Below are 21171 nucleotides of genomic sequence, written 5' to 3' on the forward strand. Positions count from 1 at the left end.
ACAAAAAAACGTATCTGAAACGTTTCTCTCGAACCCTGGCCCACTGAGGCCAGGGTTTTCATCATTTGGGCTGTGCGTTGGCAGCCAGTTGTTCCAGCGCGGACTCCAGGGCCAGGCGATAACCGCTGGCGCCCAGGCCGCAGATCACTCCTACGGCAACATCGGAAAAGTAGGAGTGGTGGCGGAACGGTTCGCGTTTGTGCACGTTGGACAGATGCACTTCGATGAATGGGATGCTCACCGCAAGCAATGCGTCACGTAATGCGACGCTTGTATGGGTGAAAGCAGCCGGATTGATCAGGATGAAGTCCACACCCTCGTTGCGTGCGGCGTGAATGCGGTCGATCAGTTCGTATTCGGCATTGCTCTGCAGGTACTGCAGATGGTGGCCTGCGGCGCGGGCACGTTGCTCCAGGTCCTGGTTGATCTGGGCCAGGGTCACGGCGCCGTAGTGGCCAGGCTCGCGGGTACCGAGCAGGTTGAGGTTGGGGCCGTGAAGCACCAGTAGCGTTGCCATCTGCGGATTCCTTGGATTTGTAGGGCAATTCGACACAGCGCGGCGAGTGTGCCGTAAAGCGACGGCAAGTGTCCAGTTCCCGGCAATAGCCAGCACGATGTCCGAGGTTCGCGCGAAGTATGTGACCAAATATTTAAATTCGGTCACTGATTTGAGGTTTTTTCACAGCACGCGGGAAGTTATAGACCGACTTTGCCGCGCACGCGTGTCAACGTTTGCGCAAATTCACCGGTATTTATCTCGCCAATGACCCGATCAGCGGTTATTTCGCTACCGTTCGCGGCAAAGAACAACAGGGCGGGTGGGCCGAACAGCTGGTAGCGGTCGAGCAGGCTGCGTTGTTCGGCATTGCTTTCGGTGATGTCGAAACGCAGCAGTTTGAAGCCGGCCAGTTGCGCTTGCACCTGCGGGGCAGTCAGCACCTCACGTTCGATCACCTTGCAGCTGATGCACCAGTCGGCGTACCAGTCCAGCAGCACTGGCTGGCCGGCGGCCTTGGCCTGGGCCAACGCAGCTTCCAGTGCGGCGGGGGTAATGATGGTCTGCCAGCTATCCGCCTGCACCGCCGGCCCGTTGCCGGTGGCCACCAGGGTTGCCGGCGGCAGCGGGCGCAGCGGGTCGCCCTGGCCGCTGAGGGCGCCGTACCAGCAGGCCAGGGCGTACACCAGCAGGGCCAGACCGAGCAGTTGGGCCAGGCGCTGGCGCGCGGGCTTGACCACGAATTCGAGGGCGCCGAGGAACAGCGCCACGCCAGCGGCGAGGAAACCGACCAGCAGCAAGGTCAGCGGGCCTGGCAGCACTCGGCTGAGCAAGCCGATGGCCAAGCCCAGCAGCAGGACGCCGATGGCGTTTTTCACCGTGTTCAGCCAAGGGCCGCTCTTCGGCAGCCAGGCTGCGCCGCCGGTGGCCACCAGCAGCAATGGTGCGCCCATGCCCAGGCCCAGGGCGAACAGCTTGAGTGCGCCACCCAGAGCATCGCCGCTGGCGCTGATGTACAGCAGCGCACCGGCCAGCGGCGCCGACACACAGGGCGAAACCAGCAGGCTGGAGAGTACGCCCAGTATTGCCGCGCCCAGCAGCGAGCCGCCTCGGGTGTGGCTGGCGACATTGTTCAGTCGGTTGTTCAGGGCTTGCGGCAGTTTCAGTTCGAACAGGCCGAACATGGCCAGGGCGAACACCACGAAGAACAGCGCGAAGGGCACCAGCACCCAGGCCGACTGCAGGCGCGCCTGCAGGTTCAGGCCGGCGCCGAACAACCCCATCAGGGCTCCGAGTACCGCGAAGCTGGCTGCCATCGGCAGCACGTAGGCCAGTGACAACGCCAGCCCGCGCAGGCCGCCGGCCTGGCCACGCAGCACCACGCCGGAGAGGATCGGCAGCATCGGCAGCACGCAGGGGGTGAACGTCAGGCCGACCCCGGCAATGAAGAACAGCAGCAGCGACTTCCAGCTCCAGGCGTGTTCAGCGCTGGCCGGGGTGCTTGCGCGGCCTTCGCCATCAATGCTCAGGCGTGCGGTTTCCGGTGGGTAGCACAGGCCTTTGTCAGCGCAGCCCTGGTAGCCCACCAGCAGGGTGAAGGCACGCGGGTCGTTGCGCGGCAGCTCGATATCGAGCACGCCGTGGTACACCTCGACATCGCCGAAGAATTCATCGTGCTTGGCTTCGCCCTCGGGGATGCTTGGTGTGCCCAGGGCAATGTCGGCCGGTTCGGTGCGGAACTGGAAACGGTGCCGGTAAAGGTAGTAGCCGTCGGTAGCGACGAAGCGCAGCTTGATGGTTTGCGCATCGGCCTGGACCAGGCTGAGCTTGAAGGCCTCGTGTACCGGCAGGAAGTCGGCGTTGTTGGCCAGCGAGGCTGCGCCGAGGGTGGCGCTGGGGCGGTTGTCGAGCAGGCCCGCGGCGAAGACAGGGCTGGCCAGCAGCAGGAACAGCAGGAAAAACAGGCGGCGCATGGCGGACTCGCGAGGTGGAACGTGCTGGGCATGATAGCGGAGTTGGTGCGGGTTGGGGCCATGCTGGTATCGGGGGCGACACATGGCCGCTGGCTCATGTGCTGCCTGTGCCGGCCTCTTCGCGGGTAAACCCGCTCCCACCTCGACCGCATGGGCTTCAAGCCCTGCGCTGACCCTGTGGGAGCGGGTTTACCCGCGAAGAGGCCAGCACAGGCCAACCTAGACTCTGAATGCCCGCACCGCCCGGTTCAGCTCACCCCCCAGGCTCAGCAACTGCTCCCCTTGCTCGCGCCCCTCGCCAATGCGCTGCAGGTTGTCCTCACCCAGCTCGTGAATCCGCTCGCTGTGGTCGCGGATCTCGCTCACGGCTCCACTCTGCTGCGCCGTGACATCGGCAATCCGCACCGCAGTGTCCGAAATGGTGCGAATGGCGCAGACAATCTCGTCCAGCGCCCCATCCGCCGCCTGGGCCTGGTTGGCCGTGGCCTCGGCATGCTCAAGCTGCGCACGCATCCCGGCCACCGAACTTCTGGCTGCCTGCTGCAAGCGGTCGATCAGGGCCTGAATTTCGCCGGTAGCCCCGGTGGTGCGCTGTGCCAGCGAACGCACCTCATCGGCAACCACGGCAAAGCCACGGCCCATTTCACCGGCGCGGGCCGCTTCGATCGCGGCATTCAGCGCCAGCAGGTTGGTCTGCTCGGCGATCGAGCGGATCACCGTCAGCACGCCGCCGATGGTTGCAGACTCCTCCGCCAGTTGTTCGATCATGCGGGCGTTGCCCTGCACCTCGTCGACCAGCTCACGCAAACCCGACAGGCTCTGGCCGATCACCGCCTGGCCCTGCTCCACTGCACGCCCTGCATCGCGGCTGGCATCGGCTGCGGCGCTGGCGTCGCCGGCCACTTGCTGGATGGTCGCTTCCAGTTCGCCCAGGGCATCGCGGATCTGCCCGGTGTCGCCGGCCTGGCGTTCGGCGCCGTCATGCAGGGCGGCGCTCATGCCGGCCAGGGCATGGCTGCTGCCAGCCACCTGCTCGGCGTTGTGGCGGATGGTGCCGACCAGCTCCACAAGGTACTGGCGCAGGCGGTTGAGCGATTCCTGGATGTCGCGCAGTTCGCGGTTGGTCCTGCCCAGGGCAATGACCTCGGCGAAGTTACCCTCGGCCCAGCGCGACAGGGCTGGGGCCAGGCCGGTAAGGGTACGCGCCAGGCGGCGTTGCAAGGTGTCGATAAGCAGGGCGATAAGCAGGATCAGGCCGATCATCAGGCCCTGGATGATGCGTACTTCGGCGGCAATTTTCGCATGCAGGGCGCGTACCTCGGGCTCCAGCGCCGCAATGGCCTGCTGCACGGCCTCCAGGCGCTGGCCGGTGCTGGCGGCCAGGGCGACGCGGCGCTCGATCTGTTCGCGGGTGCGCTGCAGTTCGGACGGGTAGCGGCCGAGCAGGCTCTGCAGCTCGCGCTTGAGGCCAACGGCAATGTCTTCCTGTTGGGTGCTGGCCTGGGTTTCCAGGCCCATCAAAGCGGCGAAGTCGTCGGCACCGGATTCAGCGGTGCGGGTTACGCCCAGCAAGGGCAAGGCATCGATCGCCTGGGCCTGGGCGCGGATCAGTTGCAGCTCGCGCTCCACTTCGTCGGCCAGCTCCGGGCGGCCGCTGCTGACCAACTTGTCCCGGGCCAGCGACAGGCGACCGAGGTGCACGGTGGCGTCGAGCAGTGGCACCAGGTAGCGGTTGGCGTCGGCGCTGCCGCTGTCGCGGGCGTAGCCGGCCAGTTGTTCGAAGTTGGCGCCCAGTTCCCGCTCGGCCTGCAGCAGCAGCGCTTGCGGGTCGCCGGCCAGCTTGCCCGCGGCCAGCAGCTCTTCGGCGGTAAAGGCTTGCAGGTTGTCCAGGCTGGGGCGCAGTTTGTCGGCCAGTTCGCCAGGCCATTCGGCCAGCGCGGCCTGCAGCTGCTGGTTGGCCTCCATCGCCGCAGCGTGGCGCAGGGCATCGCCGCTGCCCAGGTAGGCCTGAATGTTGCGGGCCGCCTGGTTCTGGAACTGCTGGGACAGGCCCAGGTAGCGCTCCATCAGTTGGTAGGGGCGCTCCAGGGCCCGCTGCGACCACCACAAGGTGGCGCCCAGGGCGATACACACGGTTACCAGCAACAGGGTGTTGAAATTGGTCAGCCACTTCAGGCGCATAGCCGCGAGCTTCCTGCGGGGGAGGGGAGAGGTCGGTGGCTGAAGTTATTGCGATTTTGTGACGGGGTGATGACGACAGGCGGTTGGCGCCATAAAAAAGTGGCACAGTGCCTCTATTCTAACCTGTGCCGGCCTCTTCGCGGCTAAAGCCGCTCCCACAGGGACTGCGCAATCCCTGTGGGAGCGGCTTTAGCCGCGAAGAGGCCGGCACAGGCAAAGTTTGATTCAGGGCTCTACACGCACCACACAATTACGCCCGGCATGCTTGGCCCGATACAGCGCCTCGTCCGCCGCACTGGCCATGGTCAGCGCGTCCAGCCCCTCATCCAGCTGCACCACCCCTGCACTGAAGGTGCACTGCAAGTCCCGCGGCTGCGCCGGGTAGAGTATCTCGGCAAAGCGCCGGCGGATTTCGTCCAGCACCTTGTGCGCTGCGTCCAGTGCGGTATTGGGCATGACAATGGCGAACTCTTCACCACCGTAACGGCCAATGAAATCGGTCTTGCGCAAGCGCTGCTTGAGAAACAGCGCCAGGCTTTTGATCACTCGGTCGCCCATGGGGTGGCCGTGGCGGTCGTTGATCTTCTTGAAGTGGTCGATGTCGAGCATCGCAAAACTCAACGGCTGCTGCTCGCGACGGGCGCGGAAGCTGCAGTCTTCCAGCAGTTGCAGGATGTGGGTGTGGTTGTACAACCCGGTCAGGCTGTCGCGCACCATGCGCGCCTTCAGGTGCCGGGCACGGGCGGCGCGGTTGCGCACGGTGGTGATCAGGTGGCGTGAGCGAAACGGTTTGGTCAGGAAGTCATCACCGCCTTCGCTCATGGCATCCAGCTGCTTGTCCAGGTCGTCCTCGGCAGACAGGTAGATGATCGGCACGCTGACATAACGGTCGCTGTGACGGATCACCTTGGCCAGCTCAGGGCCGGTGCAGGCTGGCATGTACAGGTCGAGGATGATCAGGTCGGGCTGGAAGTCGGCCAGCTCGGCCATGGTGCGGATCGGGTCGGTCAGGCTGCGGGTGATCATGCCGGCGCTGGCCAGCACACGCTCGGTGTACAGGGCTTGGGTGCGCGAGTCGTCGATGATCAGCACGCGCAACGGGTCGTGCGGGGTGGCATTGGTCAGCAGTTCGACCTTTTCCAGCAGGCTGGAGGCTTCCAGGGTGCCGGTGAGGAAGTCCTGGCCACCGGCGCGCACTGCTGCCAGGCGGGTCGGGGTGTCGGTTTCGTGGTGGCTGAAGAACAGCAGCGGTATATGCCGGGCCAGCCCCTGCTGCACCTGGGCAGCCAGCAGCAGGCCTTGGCCGGCACCATTGAAGTCGACATCCATGATGATGGCCGAGGGCGGATATTCGCTGATCGAGGCCAGAAAAGCTGCGGCGCTGGCAAGCGTCTGCACCACCAGGCCAAAGAATTCCAGTTGCTGGGCCAGGCGCTGGGCTCGCTCGTGGTCCTGCAGCAGGATGTACACCGGCCTGCGCAGGGGCGGCAGCAGCACCTGGTCGAGCGGGTCGTCCTTGCGCAGGCCGCTACGCGTCAGCTGTTGGGCGGGGCACAGCGGGCTCGGCTCGGCTGCTTGGCTCATGTCCTGGCTACTTGTAGGTTGGGGTGTGCAGGGGCAATGATGGCTCTATGCTAGCAGTTCTTTTCAGGCGCGTGACTGCCCTGCATCAACAAAGCGGCCAGAACGATTATTCAGTTGCTGACCGATTGGTCGCTTATGCGTAAGGCGGTGTCTGCTTTATAGTGCTGCCACGCGGGCTTGCCGTGGCACCCTGGCGCAGGCCTGTGGTCCAAGCCCCTGAACCGTCGTGACTGATTAAGGACAAAGCCATGCTGGACTGGAAAAACCGTGAGGCCAAAGCCGAGCCCCGCGAGCGTGTCGACGGCCGTGGCGCCGCTGCCCGTAGCTACCTTGGCGGCCTCTGGAGCCGTGCCCTGGGGACCCTGATCGGGTTGTACCTGCTGGTGTGTATCGGCCTTGGCTGGTACTGGAGCCAGGAGCCGGAGCTGTTCCCGGTGCAGCAGAGCGCCCAGGCTGCAGCCGAGCGCACTGGCCAGCAGATGGTGGTGGGCTACACCACTATCGAAACCCTCAAGACCGTGGCCGGCACCTTGCTGAACAAGCCGGGTGGCTACATTTCCAACGACCGCTTCCCGCCAGGGCTGTGGATGGACAACATGCCGAGCTGGGAATATGGCGTATTGGTCCAGGTGCGCGACCTGTCCCGCGCCCTGCGCAAGGACTTCGCACGTTCGCAGTCGCAGTCCACCGAAGACGCCGACCTGGCCAAGGCCGAGCCGCGGTTCAACTTCGACAACAAGAGCTGGATCCTGCCGTCGAGCGAGTCGGAGTTCGAAGAGGGCATCAAGTCGCTTACCCGCTACCAGACCCGTCTGGCTGCCGGCGACAAGGGTGCGATCTTCTACACCCGTGCCGACAACCTGAACAACTGGCTGGGTGATGTGGCCACCCGCCTGGGCTCGCTGTCGCAGCGCCTGTCGGCCAGCGTTGGCCGGGTCAAGCTCAACACCACGCTGAAGACCGAGTCGGTGGTCGCCGGCCAGGCGCCGCAGGTGGACGAGGAACTGGTGGAAACCCCATGGCTGCAGATCGACAACGTGTTCTACGAAGCCCGTGGCCAGGCCTGGGCGCTGTCGCACCTGCTGCGCGCCATCGAGGTGGACTTTGCCGACGTGCTGGCGAAGAAGAACGCCACGGTCAGCGTGCGCCAGATCATCCGTGAGCTGGAAGCCTCGCAGGAAGCACTGTGGAGCCCGATGGTGCTCAATGGCAGCGGCTTCGGCATGTGGGCCAACCACTCGCTGGTCATGGCCAACTACATTTCCCGCGCCAACGCGGCGGTCATCGACCTGCGTCAGCTGCTGTCGCAAGGTTGATGATGGCTATCAGCCCGAACGAGGCCGCCCACCGGGCAGCTTCCGACCGAGAACTGGTCACCTGGGTGGACGAAGCCGACCAGGTGCTGGGGGCCTTGCCCCGTGCCGAACTGCGCGAGCGCGGCCTGATCGGGCGTTGCACGTTCATTCTGCTGTTCAACAGTGCCGGTGAACTGTGCGTGCACCGGCGCACCCTGAGCAAGGCGCTGTACCCGGGGTACTGGGATGTGGCGGCAGGCGGCATGGTGACGGCCGGGGAGGCGTATGCCGATTCGGCAGCGCGAGAGCTGGCCGAGGAGCTGGGGATCGACGGTGTGGAGCTGCGTTTTCATGAGCGGTTCTACTTTGACCAGCCGGATAACCACTTGTGGTGTGCGGTGTATTCGGCGGTGTCGAATGCGCCGTTGCGCTTGCAGCCGGAAGAGGTGATCGAGGCGCGCTTCATTGGTCTGGAGCAGGCTGAGCAAGAAAGCCTGACGAAGCCGTATTGCCCGGACTCGTTGGCGGCGTTGCAGCGCTATAAAGCCAGCCTCAAATAGATGCGTGGGCCATGCCGGCCCCTTCGCGGGTAAACCCGCTCCCACAGGGATTTCACAGGCCGTGAAACCTGCGCAATACCTGTGGGAGCGGGTTTACCCGCGAAGGGGTCGCAAAACATTCGCAAAATGCCGCATTCCGGTACTTAGCAACAGCCGGATTTATCGTTACACTGCGCGCCCTTTTCGGGCTGCCGCAGGTCTTGCGGTGGTAGCGCCGCCCCTGCCAGAGTGGGGCTTCGCGGTCGGGCTCAACCCCCTGGGGCCGACCAGTTTTTGTCCTCAGCACAGAGGAACAAAAGTGGCCAAGAAAGCTTCTTCCTTCGCCGCCCTTGGCGGTCTCGTTTACTCCACCGACGCCGGTCGGCACTGCCCCGACTGTGGCCAGCCGGTGGATGCCTGTACCTGCAAGCAGCAGGTCATCCCCGAAGGCGATGGCATTGCCCGTGTGCGCCGCGAAAGCAAGGGCCGCGGCGGCAAGACCGTGACCACCGTCACCGGCGTGCCGCTGCCGCTCGACCAGCTCAAGGAGCTGGCCGCTACCCTCAAGCGCCGTTGCGGTACCGGTGGCGCCCTGAAGGATGGGGTCATCGAAATCCAGGGCGACCATGTCGAGCTGCTGATCGGTGAGCTGACCAAACAGGGCTTCAAGGCGAAAAAGTCCGGCGGCTGATGCGGCCACGCGATTTTTTGCCCAGTGCTTTCTAAACTCGTTGCCATGACCAGGGTCTACCCCAGGGCACGGACGAATCGTCATTTTTGGCTTTTACACTGCGCCCGCCACCTTGCGGGGCAGTGTCTTCGACTTATCTATAGGGGACTTGAATGTCCGTACGACGCACACGCAAAGACGATGGTAGCCAATGGACCGTGGCCGACAGCCGCAGTGTTTATGGTATCCGCCATTGGGGCGCTGGTTATTTCGCCATCAATGAAGCCGGGCGCGTCGAAGTGCGCCCCAACGGCCCGAAAAGCGCACCGATCGACCTGTTCGAACAGGTCGACGAATTGCGCCAGAGCGGCTTGTCGCTGCCATTGCTGGTGCGCTTCCCCGACATTCTGCAGGACCGCGTGCGCCAGCTGACCGGCGCCTTCGATGCCAACATCGCGCGCCTGGAATACCAGAGCAAGTACACCGCGCTGTACCCGATCAAGGTCAACCAGCAGGAAGCGGTGGTGGAAAACATCATCGCCACGCAGAACGTCTCCATTGGCCTGGAAGCCGGCTCCAAGCCAGAGCTGCTGGCCGTGCTGGCGCTGGCACCGAAGGGCGGCACCATCGTCTGCAACGGCTACAAGGACCGCGAGTTCATCCGCCTGGCGCTGATGGGCCAGAAGCTTGGCCACAACGTGTTCATCGTCATCGAGAAAGAGTCGGAAGTGGCTCTGGTGATCGAGGAGGCCGCCGAGCTCAAGGTCAAGCCACAGGTCGGCCTGCGTGTACGGCTGTCGTCGCTGGCTTCGAGCAAGTGGGCCGACACTGGCGGCGAGAAGTCCAAGTTCGGCTTGTCCGCCGCCCAGCTGATTTCGGTGGTTCAGCGCTTCCGCGATGCCGGCCTGGACCAGGGTATCCGCCTGCTGCACTTCCACATGGGTTCGCAGATTGCCAACCTGGCCGACTACCAGCACGGCTTCAAGGAAGCCATCCGTTACTACGGTGAGCTGCGTGCGCTGGGCCTGCCGGTCGACCATATCGATGTGGGCGGCGGTTTGGGCGTGGACTACGACGGTACCCACTCGCGCAATGCCAGCTCGATCAACTACGACATGGACGACTACGCCGGCGTGGTGGTGGGCATGCTCAAGGAGTTCTGCGACGCGCAGGGCCTGCCGCACCCGCACATCTTCTCCGAGAGCGGCCGTTCGCTGACCGCGCACCACGCCATGCTGGTCATCCAGGTGACCGACGTCGAGAAGCACAACGACGACGTGCCGACCATCGAGAACAAGGAAGCCCTGCCCGAGACCGTGCAGTGGCTGGTCGACCTGCTCGGCCCGACCGACATAGAGATGGTGACCGAGACCTACTGGCGCGCCACCCACTACATGGGTGACGTGGCTGCGCAGTATGCCGATGGCAAGATCAGCCTGGCCGAGAAAGCCCTGGCCGAGCAGTGTTACTTTGCCGTGTGCCGCCGCCTGCACAACTCGCTGAAAGCCCGCCAGCGCTCGCACCGTCAGGTGCTGGACGAGCTGAACGACAAGCTGGCCGACAAGTACATCTGCAACTTCTCGGTGTTCCAGAGCCTGCCGGACACCTGGGCCATCGGCCAGGTACTGCCGATCATCCCGCTGCACCGCCTGGACGAAGAGCCGATGCGTCGTGCCGTGCTGCAGGACCTGACCTGCGACTCCGACGGCAAGATCAACCAGTACGTGGACGAGCAGAGCATCGAGACCAGCATGCCGGTGCATGCGGTGAAGGAGGGCGAGGATTACCTGCTGGGTGTGTTCCTGGTCGGTGCCTACCAGGAGATCCTCGGTGACATGCACAACCTGTTCGGTGACACCGACTCGGTGAACATCTACCAGAACGCCGACGGTAGTGTGTACCACGCCGGTATCGAGACCCACGATACCATCGAAGACATGCTGCGCTACGTGCACCTGTCGCCGGAGGAATTGATGACGCACTACCGTGACAAGGTGGCCAGCGCCAGGATCACCGCGCGTGAGCGGACCCAGTACCTGGATGCCCTGCGCCTTGGTCTGACCCGGTCTTCGTACCTGTCTTCCTGACTGCAAGAGGGGCCGCTATGCGGCCCCTTCTTTTTCTACTTTGGGTGAGCTGTTGCCGTGAGCTCGATAGTGATTGGCACAACAGCACCATTCTCTTTGAGAATCGATGTGCTCGAATAGCTGTACACCGTATCCTGAGTTCGGGCCGCTATTTTCAAACCCTCCACGTGCTCTATCGCGCCAGATTGCCGTGTCACCAGAAAAGGTTTAAGTCTCTCTAGATTCGGTAGTACCTGCTCATCTCGCTGGGTTTGTTCAGCCACAAAGTACAAATAAATCAGCGGCACCGTCGCCCCACCGTCATTGCTTAGCACTTCATAGACTGCGCTGTGTTTGCCAATAGGGGTGACAGAAACAACCTTGGTCAACACAGGTTTGGAGCCTGAGGTGAGAATCCATAGGGCTTGTCCGAGGGCGAGCAGAAGCAGGGCGGCTATCAGCCATTTAGTAGCCGAACGTCTTCGCATATCTGATACCTGCCTTGATCCATTCCTGATCTTCGGGATCGTCACCATAAGGCGGGTCCCCCCACCATGAGCCAAATGTAGAGTTACTGGTGCCAGCACGGCTTTGCGCCCACCCGGCGCCTCTCAACAAGAATTCTTCCGAGAGACCAGCAGCAGTTCCGGTTGCGCCGTAATTGAAATTTCCCAAGGCCTCATACTTCCTTCCTTGTTGCTTGTAGTCCCACTTACCTCCATTTCGAACCATGGAATAGAACCACGATATTAAAAAGCCGGTGCCGCCATTTTTGAAGTAATCACGCTCTCGGCTGGCAGCATGCATGTTGCTCATTACACAGACGCCAGAAGGTGCAGGTGGTGGGTACATGATGGCTCCTTGCTCATGGCATGGAAGATGACGCCCCCTCCGTGGGCAGAGCTCTTTTTTTGCCTTGAGCCATCTAATGCAGTCAACTGAGCAATTCTTTCATATTGTGTTCTCCTGCTCCGCCACCCACTTGTCTTGCAGGTTCAATTTCCACCCCACCCACCCCAGCGTCACCGCCCGCAACGCCATGAACCCGAGGAAGGCCAACCACAACCCATGGTTGCCAAACCCACCCATGAGCACGCCCAACGGAAGCGCAATCAGCACCGACAGCAACATCGCATTGCGCATCTCCCGCGCCCGGGTCGCGCCAATGAACAGCCCATCCAGCAAGTAGCTCCATACCGCAATCAACGGCAGCAATGCCAGGTACGGCAGGTACGGATAAGCCGCTGCCCGAACGCTCTCGATGTCGGTCTGCAAATCGATGAACAGGTGCCCACCCAGCAGGAACAACCCGGCAAACCCCACGCTGGTGATCATCGACCAACCACAGGCCACCACCAGCGAGCGGCGCAGGGTGTCGCGGTCGCGGGCGCCAATGGCATGGCCGCACAGGGCCTCCACCGCATGCGCCAACCCGTCGAGCGCATAGGCAGTCAGCAGCAGGCCGTTAAGCAGCAGGGCATTGGCCGCCACGGTAGCCTCACCGAGGCGTGCGCCCTGCACGGTTATCAGCAGGAACACCAGTTGCAGCGCCAGGCTGCGCAGGAAGATGTCGCGGTTCACCGCCAGCAGCGGCCGCCAGGCCTGCCAGCGCTTGAGCGCCGCCCATACGATCTGCCCTGGGTAGGCACGCAAGGCCGGGCGTGTCAGGGCCAGGCCGAGCAGGGCAGCGCTCCATTCGGCAATCACCGACGCCCGCGCCGAACCCAGCACGCCCCAGTTCAGGCCAAGCACGAACCACAGGTTCAAGGCGATGTTCAGCAGGTTGGTGGTCAGCAGGATGGCCAGCGGCGCCCGCGCGTTCTGGGTGCCGAGGAACCAGCCGACCAGGGCGTAGCTGGCCAGTGCCGCCGGCAGGCCGAGCAGGCGGGTATGGAAGAAGTCTTCGGTGGCGTGCTGCAGAGCCGCGCTGGGTTGCATCGCGTGCAACGCCAGCTGGCTGAAGGGCAGCGCCAGCAGGCCGATCAGCAGGGCGAAGCCGACTGCCAGCAAAAGCCCTTGTACCAGCACTTGGCGCAACGCTGCACCGTCGCCACGGCCGGCGGCCTGAGCAGCGAAACCGGTGGAGCCCATGCGCAGGAAGCCCATCAGGCCGACCATGAAGGTGAACAGCGTGGCACCCACGGCCACGGCACCCAACTGGTGGGCGTGAGGGAGGTGGCCGATGACCGTGCTGTCGACCAGGGCTACCAGCGGTACGGAGATATTGGACAGGATCATCGGCGCGGCCAGGGCCCAGACCTTGTGGTGGGTGGGGCGGTGCTGCCAGTCGGTGGTCAGTGAGGTCATCGGGTGTCCTGGGGCATCCTGGGGCTGCTGCGCAGCCCTTTCGCGACACAAGGCCGCTCCCACAGCGGGCGTGCAAACCGCAAGCCTGTGCAGTACCTGTGGGAGCGGCCTTGCGTCGCGAAAGGGGCGCAGAGCGCCCCCGCTTTTCTGAATAGCCAGCAGTGTACCGGCCAAACAGCCAATTCGCGCGACCATAGTTGCGCTATAGTTGCTGCCCTCAACGTACACGCTGCCAAAGAGTTCTACTCCATGTTCAACAAAGGATTGTTGCTGGCCTGCGCGCTGGCTTTGCTCAGTGCCTGTGACTCTTCGACGCCGGGCAAACCGGCGCCAGCCGAAAAACCGGCGGCCACAGCACCCGCCGCCACCGCGGCCCCCCAGCGCGAAGACCCGGCCGTACTCGCCAAGCGCTACGAAGGCCGCGAACTGACGGTGCTGGATGTTTCCGAAGTGCAGCTCGATGGCGCGGCAACGCTGTCGATCAGCTTCTCCGCACCACTCGATGCCAAGCAGGACTTCGCCAGCAAAGTGCACCTGGTCGACACGGTCAAAGGCAAGCTCGACGGCGCCTGGGAACTCTCCGACAACCAGATGGAACTGCGCCTGCGCCACCTGGAACCGCAGCGCAAGCTGGTGCTGACCGTCGACAAGGGCCTGCTGGCGGTCAACGGCAAGCAGCTGGACAGCGAGTCGATAACCCGCCTGGAAACCCGCGACATGCAGCCGACCATCGGCTTCGCCAGCCGCGGTTCGCTGCTGCCCACGCGCCTGGCCGAAGGCTTGCCGGTGATCGCGCTCAACGTTGACAAGGTCGATGTCGAGTTCTTCCGCGTGAAGCCGGACATGCTCTCGACCTTCCTGGTCAACTGGGGGCGCAACAGCAGCCTGTACTACTACCAGTCCAAGGAAACCCTGGACATGGCCGAGCTGGTCTACAGCGGCCGCTTCGACCTCAACCCTGCCCGCAACACCCGCGAGACCGTGCTGCTGCCGATCGCCGGTATCAAGCCGCTGCAGGAGCCAGGCGTGTACCTGGCGGTGATGCGTGCCTCGGGCACCTACGACTACTCGCAACCCGCGACCCTGTTCACCCTCAGCGATATCGGCGTGTCCGCGCACCGCTACCGAGACCGCCTCGATGTGTTCGCCCAGGCCCTGGAAGGCGGCAAGGCCATGAGTGGCGTGAACCTGGAAATCCATGACGACAAGGGCAAGCTGCTGGCCCAGGCCAGCACCGATAGCGATGGCCATGCCCAACTGCCGATCACGCCCAAGGCCGACACCCTGATCGCCACCCAAGGGGTGCACACCACCCTGCTGCGCCTGAGCAGCGCGGCGCTGGACCTGGCCGAGTTCGACATCACCGGCCCGCAGGCCAACCCGCTGCAGTTCTTCATCTTCGGCCCGCGTGACCTGTATCGCCCAGGCGAAACGGTGTTGCTCAACGGCCTGCTGCGCGACCAGGACGGCAAGCCGGTCAAGGCCCAGCCGGTGAGCGTGGAGGTGCGCCGCCCGGACGAGCAGGTCAGCCGCAAGTTCGTCTGGGAAGCCGACGGCAATGGCCTGTACCAGTACCAGATGCAGTTGGCCGGCGAAGCCCCGACCGGCCGCTGGCAACTGCTGCTCGACCTGGGTGGCGGGCGCAAGCAGGTGTATGAATTCCTCGTCGAAGATTTCCTGCCCGAGCGCCTGGCGCTGGAACTCAAGGGCAGCAGCAAACCGTTGTCTCCGGATCAGGATGCGCGCATCCAGGTCAATGGCCGTTACCTCTACGGCGCCCCGGCTGCCGGCAACCGCCTGAGCGGCCAGGCCTATGTTCGCCCGCTGCGCGAGGCGGTACCGGCGCTGCCTGGCTACCAGTTCGGCTCGGTCACCGAAACCGAGCTGAACCAGGACCTGGAGCTGGACGAAGTCACCCTCGACCAGGCCGGTAAGGCCGTGGTCGACATCGAAAGCCGCTGGGCCGAAGCCCGCTCGCCGCTGCAACTGACCGTGCAGGCCAGCCTGCAGGAGTCGGGTGGCCGGCCGATCACCCGGCGCCTGGAACAACCCATCTGGCCGGCCGAGCGACTGCCGGGCCTGCGCGGCCTGTTCGACGGCGAGGAAACCGACAGTGACGGGCCGGTGGAGTTCGAGTTCCTGGTGGCCGACCGCAACGGCAAGAAGCTGGCGGCCAACGACCTCAAGGTGCGGCTGGTACGCGAGCGCCGTGACTACTACTGGAACTACTCGCAGAGCGATGGCTGGAGCTACGCCTACAACGAGAAGTTCCTCACCCAGAGCGAAGAGACCGTCAGCGTCAAGGCCGGCTCCACTGCCAAGCTGAGCTTCCAGGTGGAATGGGGCCCGTACCGTGTCGAGGTGGAAGACCCGCAGACTGGCCTGGTGTCCAGCGCGCGCTTCTGGGCCGGCTATCGCGCCCAGGACAACGCCGAAGGCGGTGCGGTGCGGCCGGACCAGGTCAAGCTGGCGCTAGACAAACCGGCCTACGCCGACGGCGCTACCGCCAAGGTTACCGTCACCCCGCCCGCAGCCGGCAGTGGCTACCTGATGATCGAGTCCAGCGATGGCCCGCTGTGGTGGCAGGAGATTGACGTACCCGCCGAGGGCAAGACGTTCGACGTGGAGCTGGACAAGCAGTGGGCACGCCACGACCTGTACATCAGCGCGCTGGTGATCCGCCCGGGTGAGCGCAAGGCCAACGCCACGCCGAAACGCGCGGTAGGCGTGCTGCACCTGCCGCTGAACCGCGCCGAACGCAAGTTGGCGGTGAGCCTGCAGGCACCGGAGAAAATGCGTCCGAAACAGCCGCTGACCGTGAAGATCAAGGCTGCAAATGCCGATGGCAGCGTGCCCAAACAGGTGCATGTGCTGTTGTCGGCGGTGGATGTGGGCATCCTCAACATTACCGATTTCAAGACCCCCGACCCGTTCGCCAGCCTGTTCGGGCGCAAGGCCTACGGTGCTGACCAGCTGGATATCTACGGCCAGTTGATCGAAGCCGGCCAGGGCCGCCTGGCCAGCCTGGCATTTGGCGGTGACGCGGCGATGGCCAAGGGTGGCAAGCGCCCCAACACCACTGTGACCATCGTCGCCCAGCAGAGCCTGCCGGTGACCCTGGACGACAAGGGCGAGGGCCAGGCCACGGTCGATATCCCTGACTTCAATGGCGAACTGCGGCTCATGGCCCAGGCCTGGACCGAGGAACAGTTCGGCATGGCCGAAGGCAAGACCGTGGTCGCCGCGCCGCTGATCGCCGAGCTCTCGGCGCCGCGTTTCCTGGCCGGTGGCGACCGCACCAGCCTGGCGCTGGACCTCGCCAACCTGTCAGGGCGTGCCCAGCAGCTGAACGTCGAAATCGGTACCGAAGGTCAGCTGAGTCTGGCGGCCAACGCCGTGCAGAACGTTGCCCTGGCTGAAGGCCAGCGCTCGACGTTGATGATCCCGGTACAGGCCCAGGGTGGCCTGGGGCAAGGCAAGGTGCATGTGCGGGTCACTGGCCTGCAGCTGCCCAACGAGCCGACCGGCGCGTTCGAGCGCGAGTGGACGCTGGGCGTGCGCCCGGCCTACCCGGCGATGCTCAAGCACTACCGCGTGGCCTTGAAGGACCAGCCATGGACCCTGCCTGAAGCAGACCTGGCCGCCTTCGAACCCGCCGGGCTTGAAGCCAGCCTGGCCTTGTCGAGCCGGCCGCCGCTGAACCTGGCCGAGCAGATCCGTGCCCTCGAAGCCTACCCTTACGGTTGCCTGGAGCAGACCACCAGCGGCCTCTACCCGTCGCTGTATGCCGATGCCGACAGCCTGAAGCGCCTGGGCATCAAGGGCGAGCCTGCCGATGTGCGCAAGCGCAAGATCGAGATGGGTATCGAGCACCTGCTGGGCATGCAGCGCTACAACGGCAGCTTCGGCCTGTGGAGCTCGGACAGCGAAGAAGAGTACTGGCTGACCGCCTATGTCACCGACTTCCTGCTGCGCGCCCGTGACCAAGGCTATGGTGTGCCGGCCGAAGCGCTGAAGAAGGCCAGCGAACGCCTGTTGCGCTACCTGCAGGAGCGCAACCTGATCGAAGTCGACTACAGCGAGAACGCCGAACACACCCGGTTCGCCGTGCAGGCTTATGCGGCGTTGGTGCTGTCGCGCAGTCAGCAGGCGCCGTTGGGCGCTTTGCGTGGCCTGTTCGAACGCCGCGCCGACGCCCGCTCTGGCCTGCCGCTGGTGCAACTGGCGGTGGCGCTGGACAAGATGGGTGACAAGCCGCGTGCCGAGCAGGCCCTGCAGGCGGGCCTGGGCATCAGCCGCGGTAAAGGCTGGATGGCCGACTATGGTAGCGCTCTGCGCGACCAGGCACTGATCCTGGCGCTGCTGCAGGAAAGCAACCTGGCCAGCCGTCAGGTCGACCAGCGCCTGTTCGCCCTGTCGGATGAGCTGGCGGCCAACCGCTGGCTGTCGACCCAGGAGCGCAATGCGCTGTTCCTGGCCGGCCGTGGCCTGCTGGGCAAGCCGGAAGGCCAGTGGCAGGCGCGCCTGGACAGCGCGGGCGAAGTTCGCGAGTTCAACAATGCCGAGTCCGGCATGAAGCTCGAAGGCCCGTTGCTGGCTTCGCCGCTGAGCGTGCAGAACCAAGGCAGCGAGACGCTGTACCAGCAACTGACCTTGTCGGGTTACCCACGCCAGGCGCCTGCTGCCAGCGGCAACGGCATGCAGATCCGCCGTGAGTACCTGGGCATGAATGGCCAGCCGTTGGACCTGCACAACCTGCGCAGCGGCGACCTGGTGTTGGTGCACCTGGCGCTCAAGGCTGAAGACAGGGTGCCGGATGCGCTGGTGGTGGACTTGCTACCGGCAGGCCTGGAGCTGGAAAACCAGAACCTGGCGCAGAGTGCCGCCAGCCTGGACAACGCCAGCAGTGCGGTGAAGGAATGGCTCGAGTCGATGCAGAACGCCAGCGTTGTGCACCAGGAATATCGCGATGACCGTTACGTCGCGGCGCTCAAGCTGGACAGCTACGGCACCACCCACCTGCTTTACCTGGCACGGGCGGTGACCCCGGGCACCTACCGCGTGCCGCCGCCGCAGGTCGAATCGATGTACCGGCCAAACCTGCAGGCCGTGGGGGATGGGCAAGGGGAGATGACCGTAAAAGCCCGCTAAGCACCTGCCTTGCGCGCACTATGTGGGAGCGGCCTTGTGTCGCGAAAGGGCCGCAAAGCGGCCCCGGCATTTCAAGCGGCGGAGCTGAGATCCTGGGGCTGCTGCGCAGCCCTTTCGCGACACAAGGCCGCTCCCACAGGTCTGCGCCGGGCAGTTCAATGTCAGTGAATCACCCAGCTCATAACCCACAACCCCAGCAGCAGCCAGATGATCCCGAGGATGATCGAGGCGCGCATGAACGCACGGATGGCCGAATATAGCAGCGCCAACCCGACGATCAGGGCGAGGATGCTGAGCAGCGAGGTGTCCATGCCCAAGGTGCGCGCCAGGCCATCGATGAAATTGCCACCGGCATTGGCCAGCAGGTTGAACAGCCCGCTCAATGCGTCGACGATGAAGCGGATCAACGACCCCAGCGCCTGGCCCAGCCACTCGAAAAAACCTTCTACATGCATAGTTGCTTCCTGATGAACGAATCGGCGATGTTGCCGTTCCCAAGCCTTTGGCCATCACCTGGCCAGGTCGGTTCCCGATGCCAAGCTTAACGCGGCCGCGTACCCGTGCGGGCAGGCTGTTGCGCGCCACAGTGATCGGCTTGGTGGTGCTGTTCGGCCTGTTGTGGCTGGCCGACCGCCTCTGGCCGCTGCCCATGCCCGGCGACGACCTGGCCCGGGTGGTGCTGGCCGAGGACGGCACGCCGCTGTGGCGCTTCGCCGATGCCGATGGCGTGTGGCGCTACCCGGTCAGCCCCGACGAGGTTTCGCCGCTGTATCTGCAGGCGTTGCTCACCTACGAGGACCGCTGGTTCTACAGCCACCCCGGGGTCAATCCGCTGGCCCTGGCCCGCGCTGCCTGGCTGAACCTGCGTGGCGGGCGTGTGGTGTCGGGTGGCAGCACGCTGTCGATGCAGGTCGCGCGCCTGCTCGACCCGCATGAGCGCACCTTGGCCGGCAAGCTGCGCCAGTTGTGGCGCACGGCGCAGCTGGAATGGCATCTGTCCAAGCGCGAAATCCTGCAGATCTACCTGGACCGTGCGCCCTTCGGCGGCACCCTGCAGGGCGTGGCAGCCGCCAGCTGGGCCTACCTGGGCAAGTCGCCCATGCACCTGACCCCGTCCGAAGCGGCGCTGCTGGCCGTGCTGCCCCAGGCGCCCAGCCGCCTGCGCCCGGACCGCCACCCCGAACGAGCCCAGCGCGCCCGGGACAAAGTGCTGCAACGCCTGGCCGAATACCAGGTGTGGCCGGCTCGGCAAATCCGTGAGGCTGGCGAAGAACCGCTGGTGCTGGCGCCACGTCAGGAACCAACCCTGGCGCCGCTGCTGGCCCGGCGCCTGAACAGCGCCGACAGCCCGCCGCTGATCCGCACCACGCTCGACGCCGCGTTGCAGCGGCGCCTTGAAGACCTGCTGCTGGGCTGGCGCGCGCGGCTGCCGGAGCGCACCTCCGCCGCCATACTGGTGGTCGATGCGCAAACCATGGCGGTGCGTGCCTACCTCGGCTCGATCGACCTGGCCGACGAGCGCCGCTTCGGGCATGTCGACATGGTGCGTTCTTTGCGCTCGCCGGGCTCTACCCTCAAGCCGTTCCTCTACGGCATGGCACTGGATGACGGCCTGATCCATTCCGAGTCGCTGCTGCAGGATGTGCCGCGACGCTATGGCGACTACCGCCCCGGCAACTTCTCCATGGGCTTCAGCGGGCCGGTGTCGGCCAGTTCGGCGCTGGCGCTGTCGCTCAACCTGCCGGCGGTGCAGCTGCTGGAGGCCTACGGCCCGAAACGCTTTGCCGCGCAACTGCGCACGGCGGGCATGCCGCTGATACTGCCGCCCCTGGCCGAGCCCAACCTGTCGTTGATCCTGGGTGGCGCGGGTAGCCGCCTGGAGGATCTGGTGGGTGGCTACGCTGCGCTGGCGCGGGGTGGCAACAGTGCGCGGGTGCGCCTGCAACCGCAGGATCCGTTGCTGGAGCGGCGCCTGTTGTCACCGGGGGCTGCGTGGATCATCCGGCGCATCCTCAGCGGCCAGGCGCGCCCCGACCGCGACCCGCATGCCGAGCTGGTGCAACGCCCGCAACTGGCCTGGAAAACCGGCACCAGCTATGGCTTTCGCGACGCCTGGTCGATCGGCGTGGGCCCGCGCTACCTGATCGGCGTATGGATCGGCCGCCCCGACGGCACACCGGTACCCGGCCAATTCGGGCTGGCTTCGGCAGCGCCGCTGATGCTGCAGGTGCACGACCTGCTGAGCAACCGTGACAGCCAGCGTGGCATCAGCGTGCCGGTGGAGCGGGTGCCGGCGAATGTCGGTGTGGCGGCGATCTGTTGGCCGCTGGGCCAGCCAATGAACAAGCAGGACCCCAATTGCCGGCGACAGCGTTTCGCCTGGACTCTGGACGGCACTACGCCGCCAACCCTGCAGGCCGCCGACCAGCCACTCGGCCTGGGCCTGCGTGAAAGCGTATGGGTCAACGGCCAGGGGCTGCGCGTCGATGGCAGTTGCCCGGGCGCCAAGGCCCGCGACATCGCTCTATGGCCCGCGCCGCTGGAGCCTTGGCTGCCACGCGTGGAGCGGCGTGCGGCGCGCCTGCCGGCCATCGACCCGACCTGCCCGCCGCAGGTGCCGGCCAGCGCTCCACCGCTTTCGATCGTGGGCGTGCGCCCGGGCGACAACCTTCGCCGTCCGGCCACCAGCAGCGAACCGTTGCAGCTATATGTGTCGGCGCTGGGGGGCGGCGGTCGGCGCTGGTGGTTCCTCAACGGCCAGCCATTGGGCGAAACCCAGGGGCAGGACAGCCTGCTGGTGCGCTTCCAGCAGGTAGGCCAGGCCGAAATCAGCGCGCTGGATGAAAGCGGCGAGACCGCGCGCGTGGCGTTCCAGGTCAGTGAGTAGCCGTTCGACGAGGGCCGAGGCA

Annotated in this window: 14 protein-coding genes; 6 read left to right on the plus strand and 8 right to left on the minus strand. The window is 64.9% G+C overall.

Translation table 11 applies throughout. The features are described from left to right. Positions 1-61: 61 nt before the first annotated feature. The 4 genes from aroQ to RIN61_RS14725 form a co-directional block, all read right to left on the minus strand. Positions 62-517 carry a type II 3-dehydroquinate dehydratase gene (aroQ, locus tag RIN61_RS14710; RefSeq protein WP_003255330.1) on the minus strand — a complete coding sequence of 152 codons (456 nt, stop codon included), beginning with the start codon at positions 515-517 and terminating at the stop codon, positions 62-64. Positions 518-696: 179 nt separating this feature from the next. Then, entirely contained in the window at positions 697-2469 is a 1773-nt protein-coding gene (locus RIN61_RS14715) for a protein-disulfide reductase DsbD (protein ID WP_112254133.1), read from the minus strand. A 219-nt stretch (positions 2470-2688) separates the two neighbouring features. Next, positions 2689-4650 carry a methyl-accepting chemotaxis protein gene (locus RIN61_RS14720; RefSeq protein ID WP_112254134.1) on the minus strand — a complete coding sequence of 654 codons (1962 nt, stop codon included), beginning with the start codon at positions 4648-4650 and terminating at the stop codon, positions 2689-2691. A gap of 225 nt (positions 4651-4875) precedes the next feature. Then, positions 4876-6234, minus strand: coding sequence for a diguanylate cyclase (locus RIN61_RS14725; protein ID WP_112254135.1), 1359 nt, complete (start codon positions 6232-6234; stop codon positions 4876-4878). 248 nt (positions 6235-6482) lie between these two features. Between RIN61_RS14725 and RIN61_RS14730 the strand changes: the two genes are divergently transcribed. The 4 genes from RIN61_RS14730 (at position 6483) to speA (ending at position 10825) form a co-directional block, all read left to right on the plus strand. After that, positions 6483-7550, plus strand: coding sequence for a DUF2333 family protein (locus RIN61_RS14730; RefSeq protein WP_112254136.1), 1068 nt, complete (start codon positions 6483-6485; stop codon positions 7548-7550). 2 nt (positions 7551-7552) lie between these two features. Further along, positions 7553-8089: an NUDIX hydrolase gene (locus RIN61_RS14735; protein ID WP_112254137.1), complete on the plus strand. Its 537-nt coding sequence runs from the start codon at positions 7553-7555 to the stop codon at positions 8087-8089. A gap of 298 nt (positions 8090-8387) precedes the next feature. Continuing rightward, complete coding sequence (locus tag RIN61_RS14740; protein ID WP_112254138.1) at positions 8388-8759, plus strand: translation initiation factor Sui1; 372 nt, start codon at positions 8388-8390, stop codon at positions 8757-8759. 152 nt (positions 8760-8911) lie between these two features. Continuing rightward, the gene (gene speA, locus RIN61_RS14745) at positions 8912-10825 is read left to right on the plus strand and encodes an arginine decarboxylase (protein WP_112254139.1); all 1914 of its coding nucleotides are present in this window, start codon (positions 8912-8914) and stop codon (positions 10823-10825) included. 35 nt (positions 10826-10860) lie between these two features. Here speA and RIN61_RS14750 read toward each other — a convergent pair whose 3' ends face one another. The 3 genes from RIN61_RS14750 to RIN61_RS14760 all read right to left on the minus strand — a co-directional run bounded on the left by RIN61_RS14750 (position 10861) and on the right by RIN61_RS14760 (position 13111). Next, positions 10861-11292 carry a hypothetical protein gene (locus RIN61_RS14750; RefSeq protein WP_112254140.1) on the minus strand — a complete coding sequence of 144 codons (432 nt, stop codon included), beginning with the start codon at positions 11290-11292 and terminating at the stop codon, positions 10861-10863. After that, positions 11270-11620, minus strand: coding sequence for a polymorphic toxin type 44 domain-containing protein (locus tag RIN61_RS14755; protein ID WP_252192246.1), 351 nt, complete (start codon positions 11618-11620; stop codon positions 11270-11272). Before RIN61_RS14755 ends, RIN61_RS14750 begins: the two co-directional genes overlap by 23 nt. Positions 11621-11755: 135 nt before the next feature. Further along, positions 11756-13111, minus strand: coding sequence for an MATE family efflux transporter (locus RIN61_RS14760; protein ID WP_313852569.1), 1356 nt, complete (start codon positions 13109-13111; stop codon positions 11756-11758). Between the two features lie 249 nt (positions 13112-13360). Here RIN61_RS14760 and RIN61_RS14765 point away from each other — a divergent pair, with 249 nt between their 5' ends. Next, positions 13361-18262: an alpha-2-macroglobulin family protein gene (locus RIN61_RS14765; RefSeq protein WP_313852571.1), complete on the plus strand. Its 4902-nt coding sequence runs from the start codon at positions 13361-13363 to the stop codon at positions 18260-18262. A 161-nt stretch (positions 18263-18423) separates the two neighbouring features. On the opposite strand, the gene RIN61_RS14770 is transcribed toward RIN61_RS14765, so the two are convergent. Continuing rightward, complete coding sequence (locus tag RIN61_RS14770; RefSeq protein WP_112254144.1) at positions 18424-18717, minus strand: hypothetical protein; 294 nt, start codon at positions 18715-18717, stop codon at positions 18424-18426. 77 nt (positions 18718-18794) lie between these two features. Here RIN61_RS14770 and pbpC point away from each other — a divergent pair, with 77 nt between their 5' ends. Next, positions 18795-21149: a peptidoglycan glycosyltransferase PbpC gene (gene pbpC / locus RIN61_RS14775; protein WP_112254145.1), complete on the plus strand. Its 2355-nt coding sequence runs from the start codon at positions 18795-18797 to the stop codon at positions 21147-21149. Positions 21150-21171 lie beyond the last annotated feature (22 nt).

This window comes from Pseudomonas inefficax (assembly GCF_032164165.1).
Taxonomy (GTDB): Bacteria; Pseudomonadota; Gammaproteobacteria; order Pseudomonadales; family Pseudomonadaceae; genus Aquipseudomonas; species Aquipseudomonas inefficax.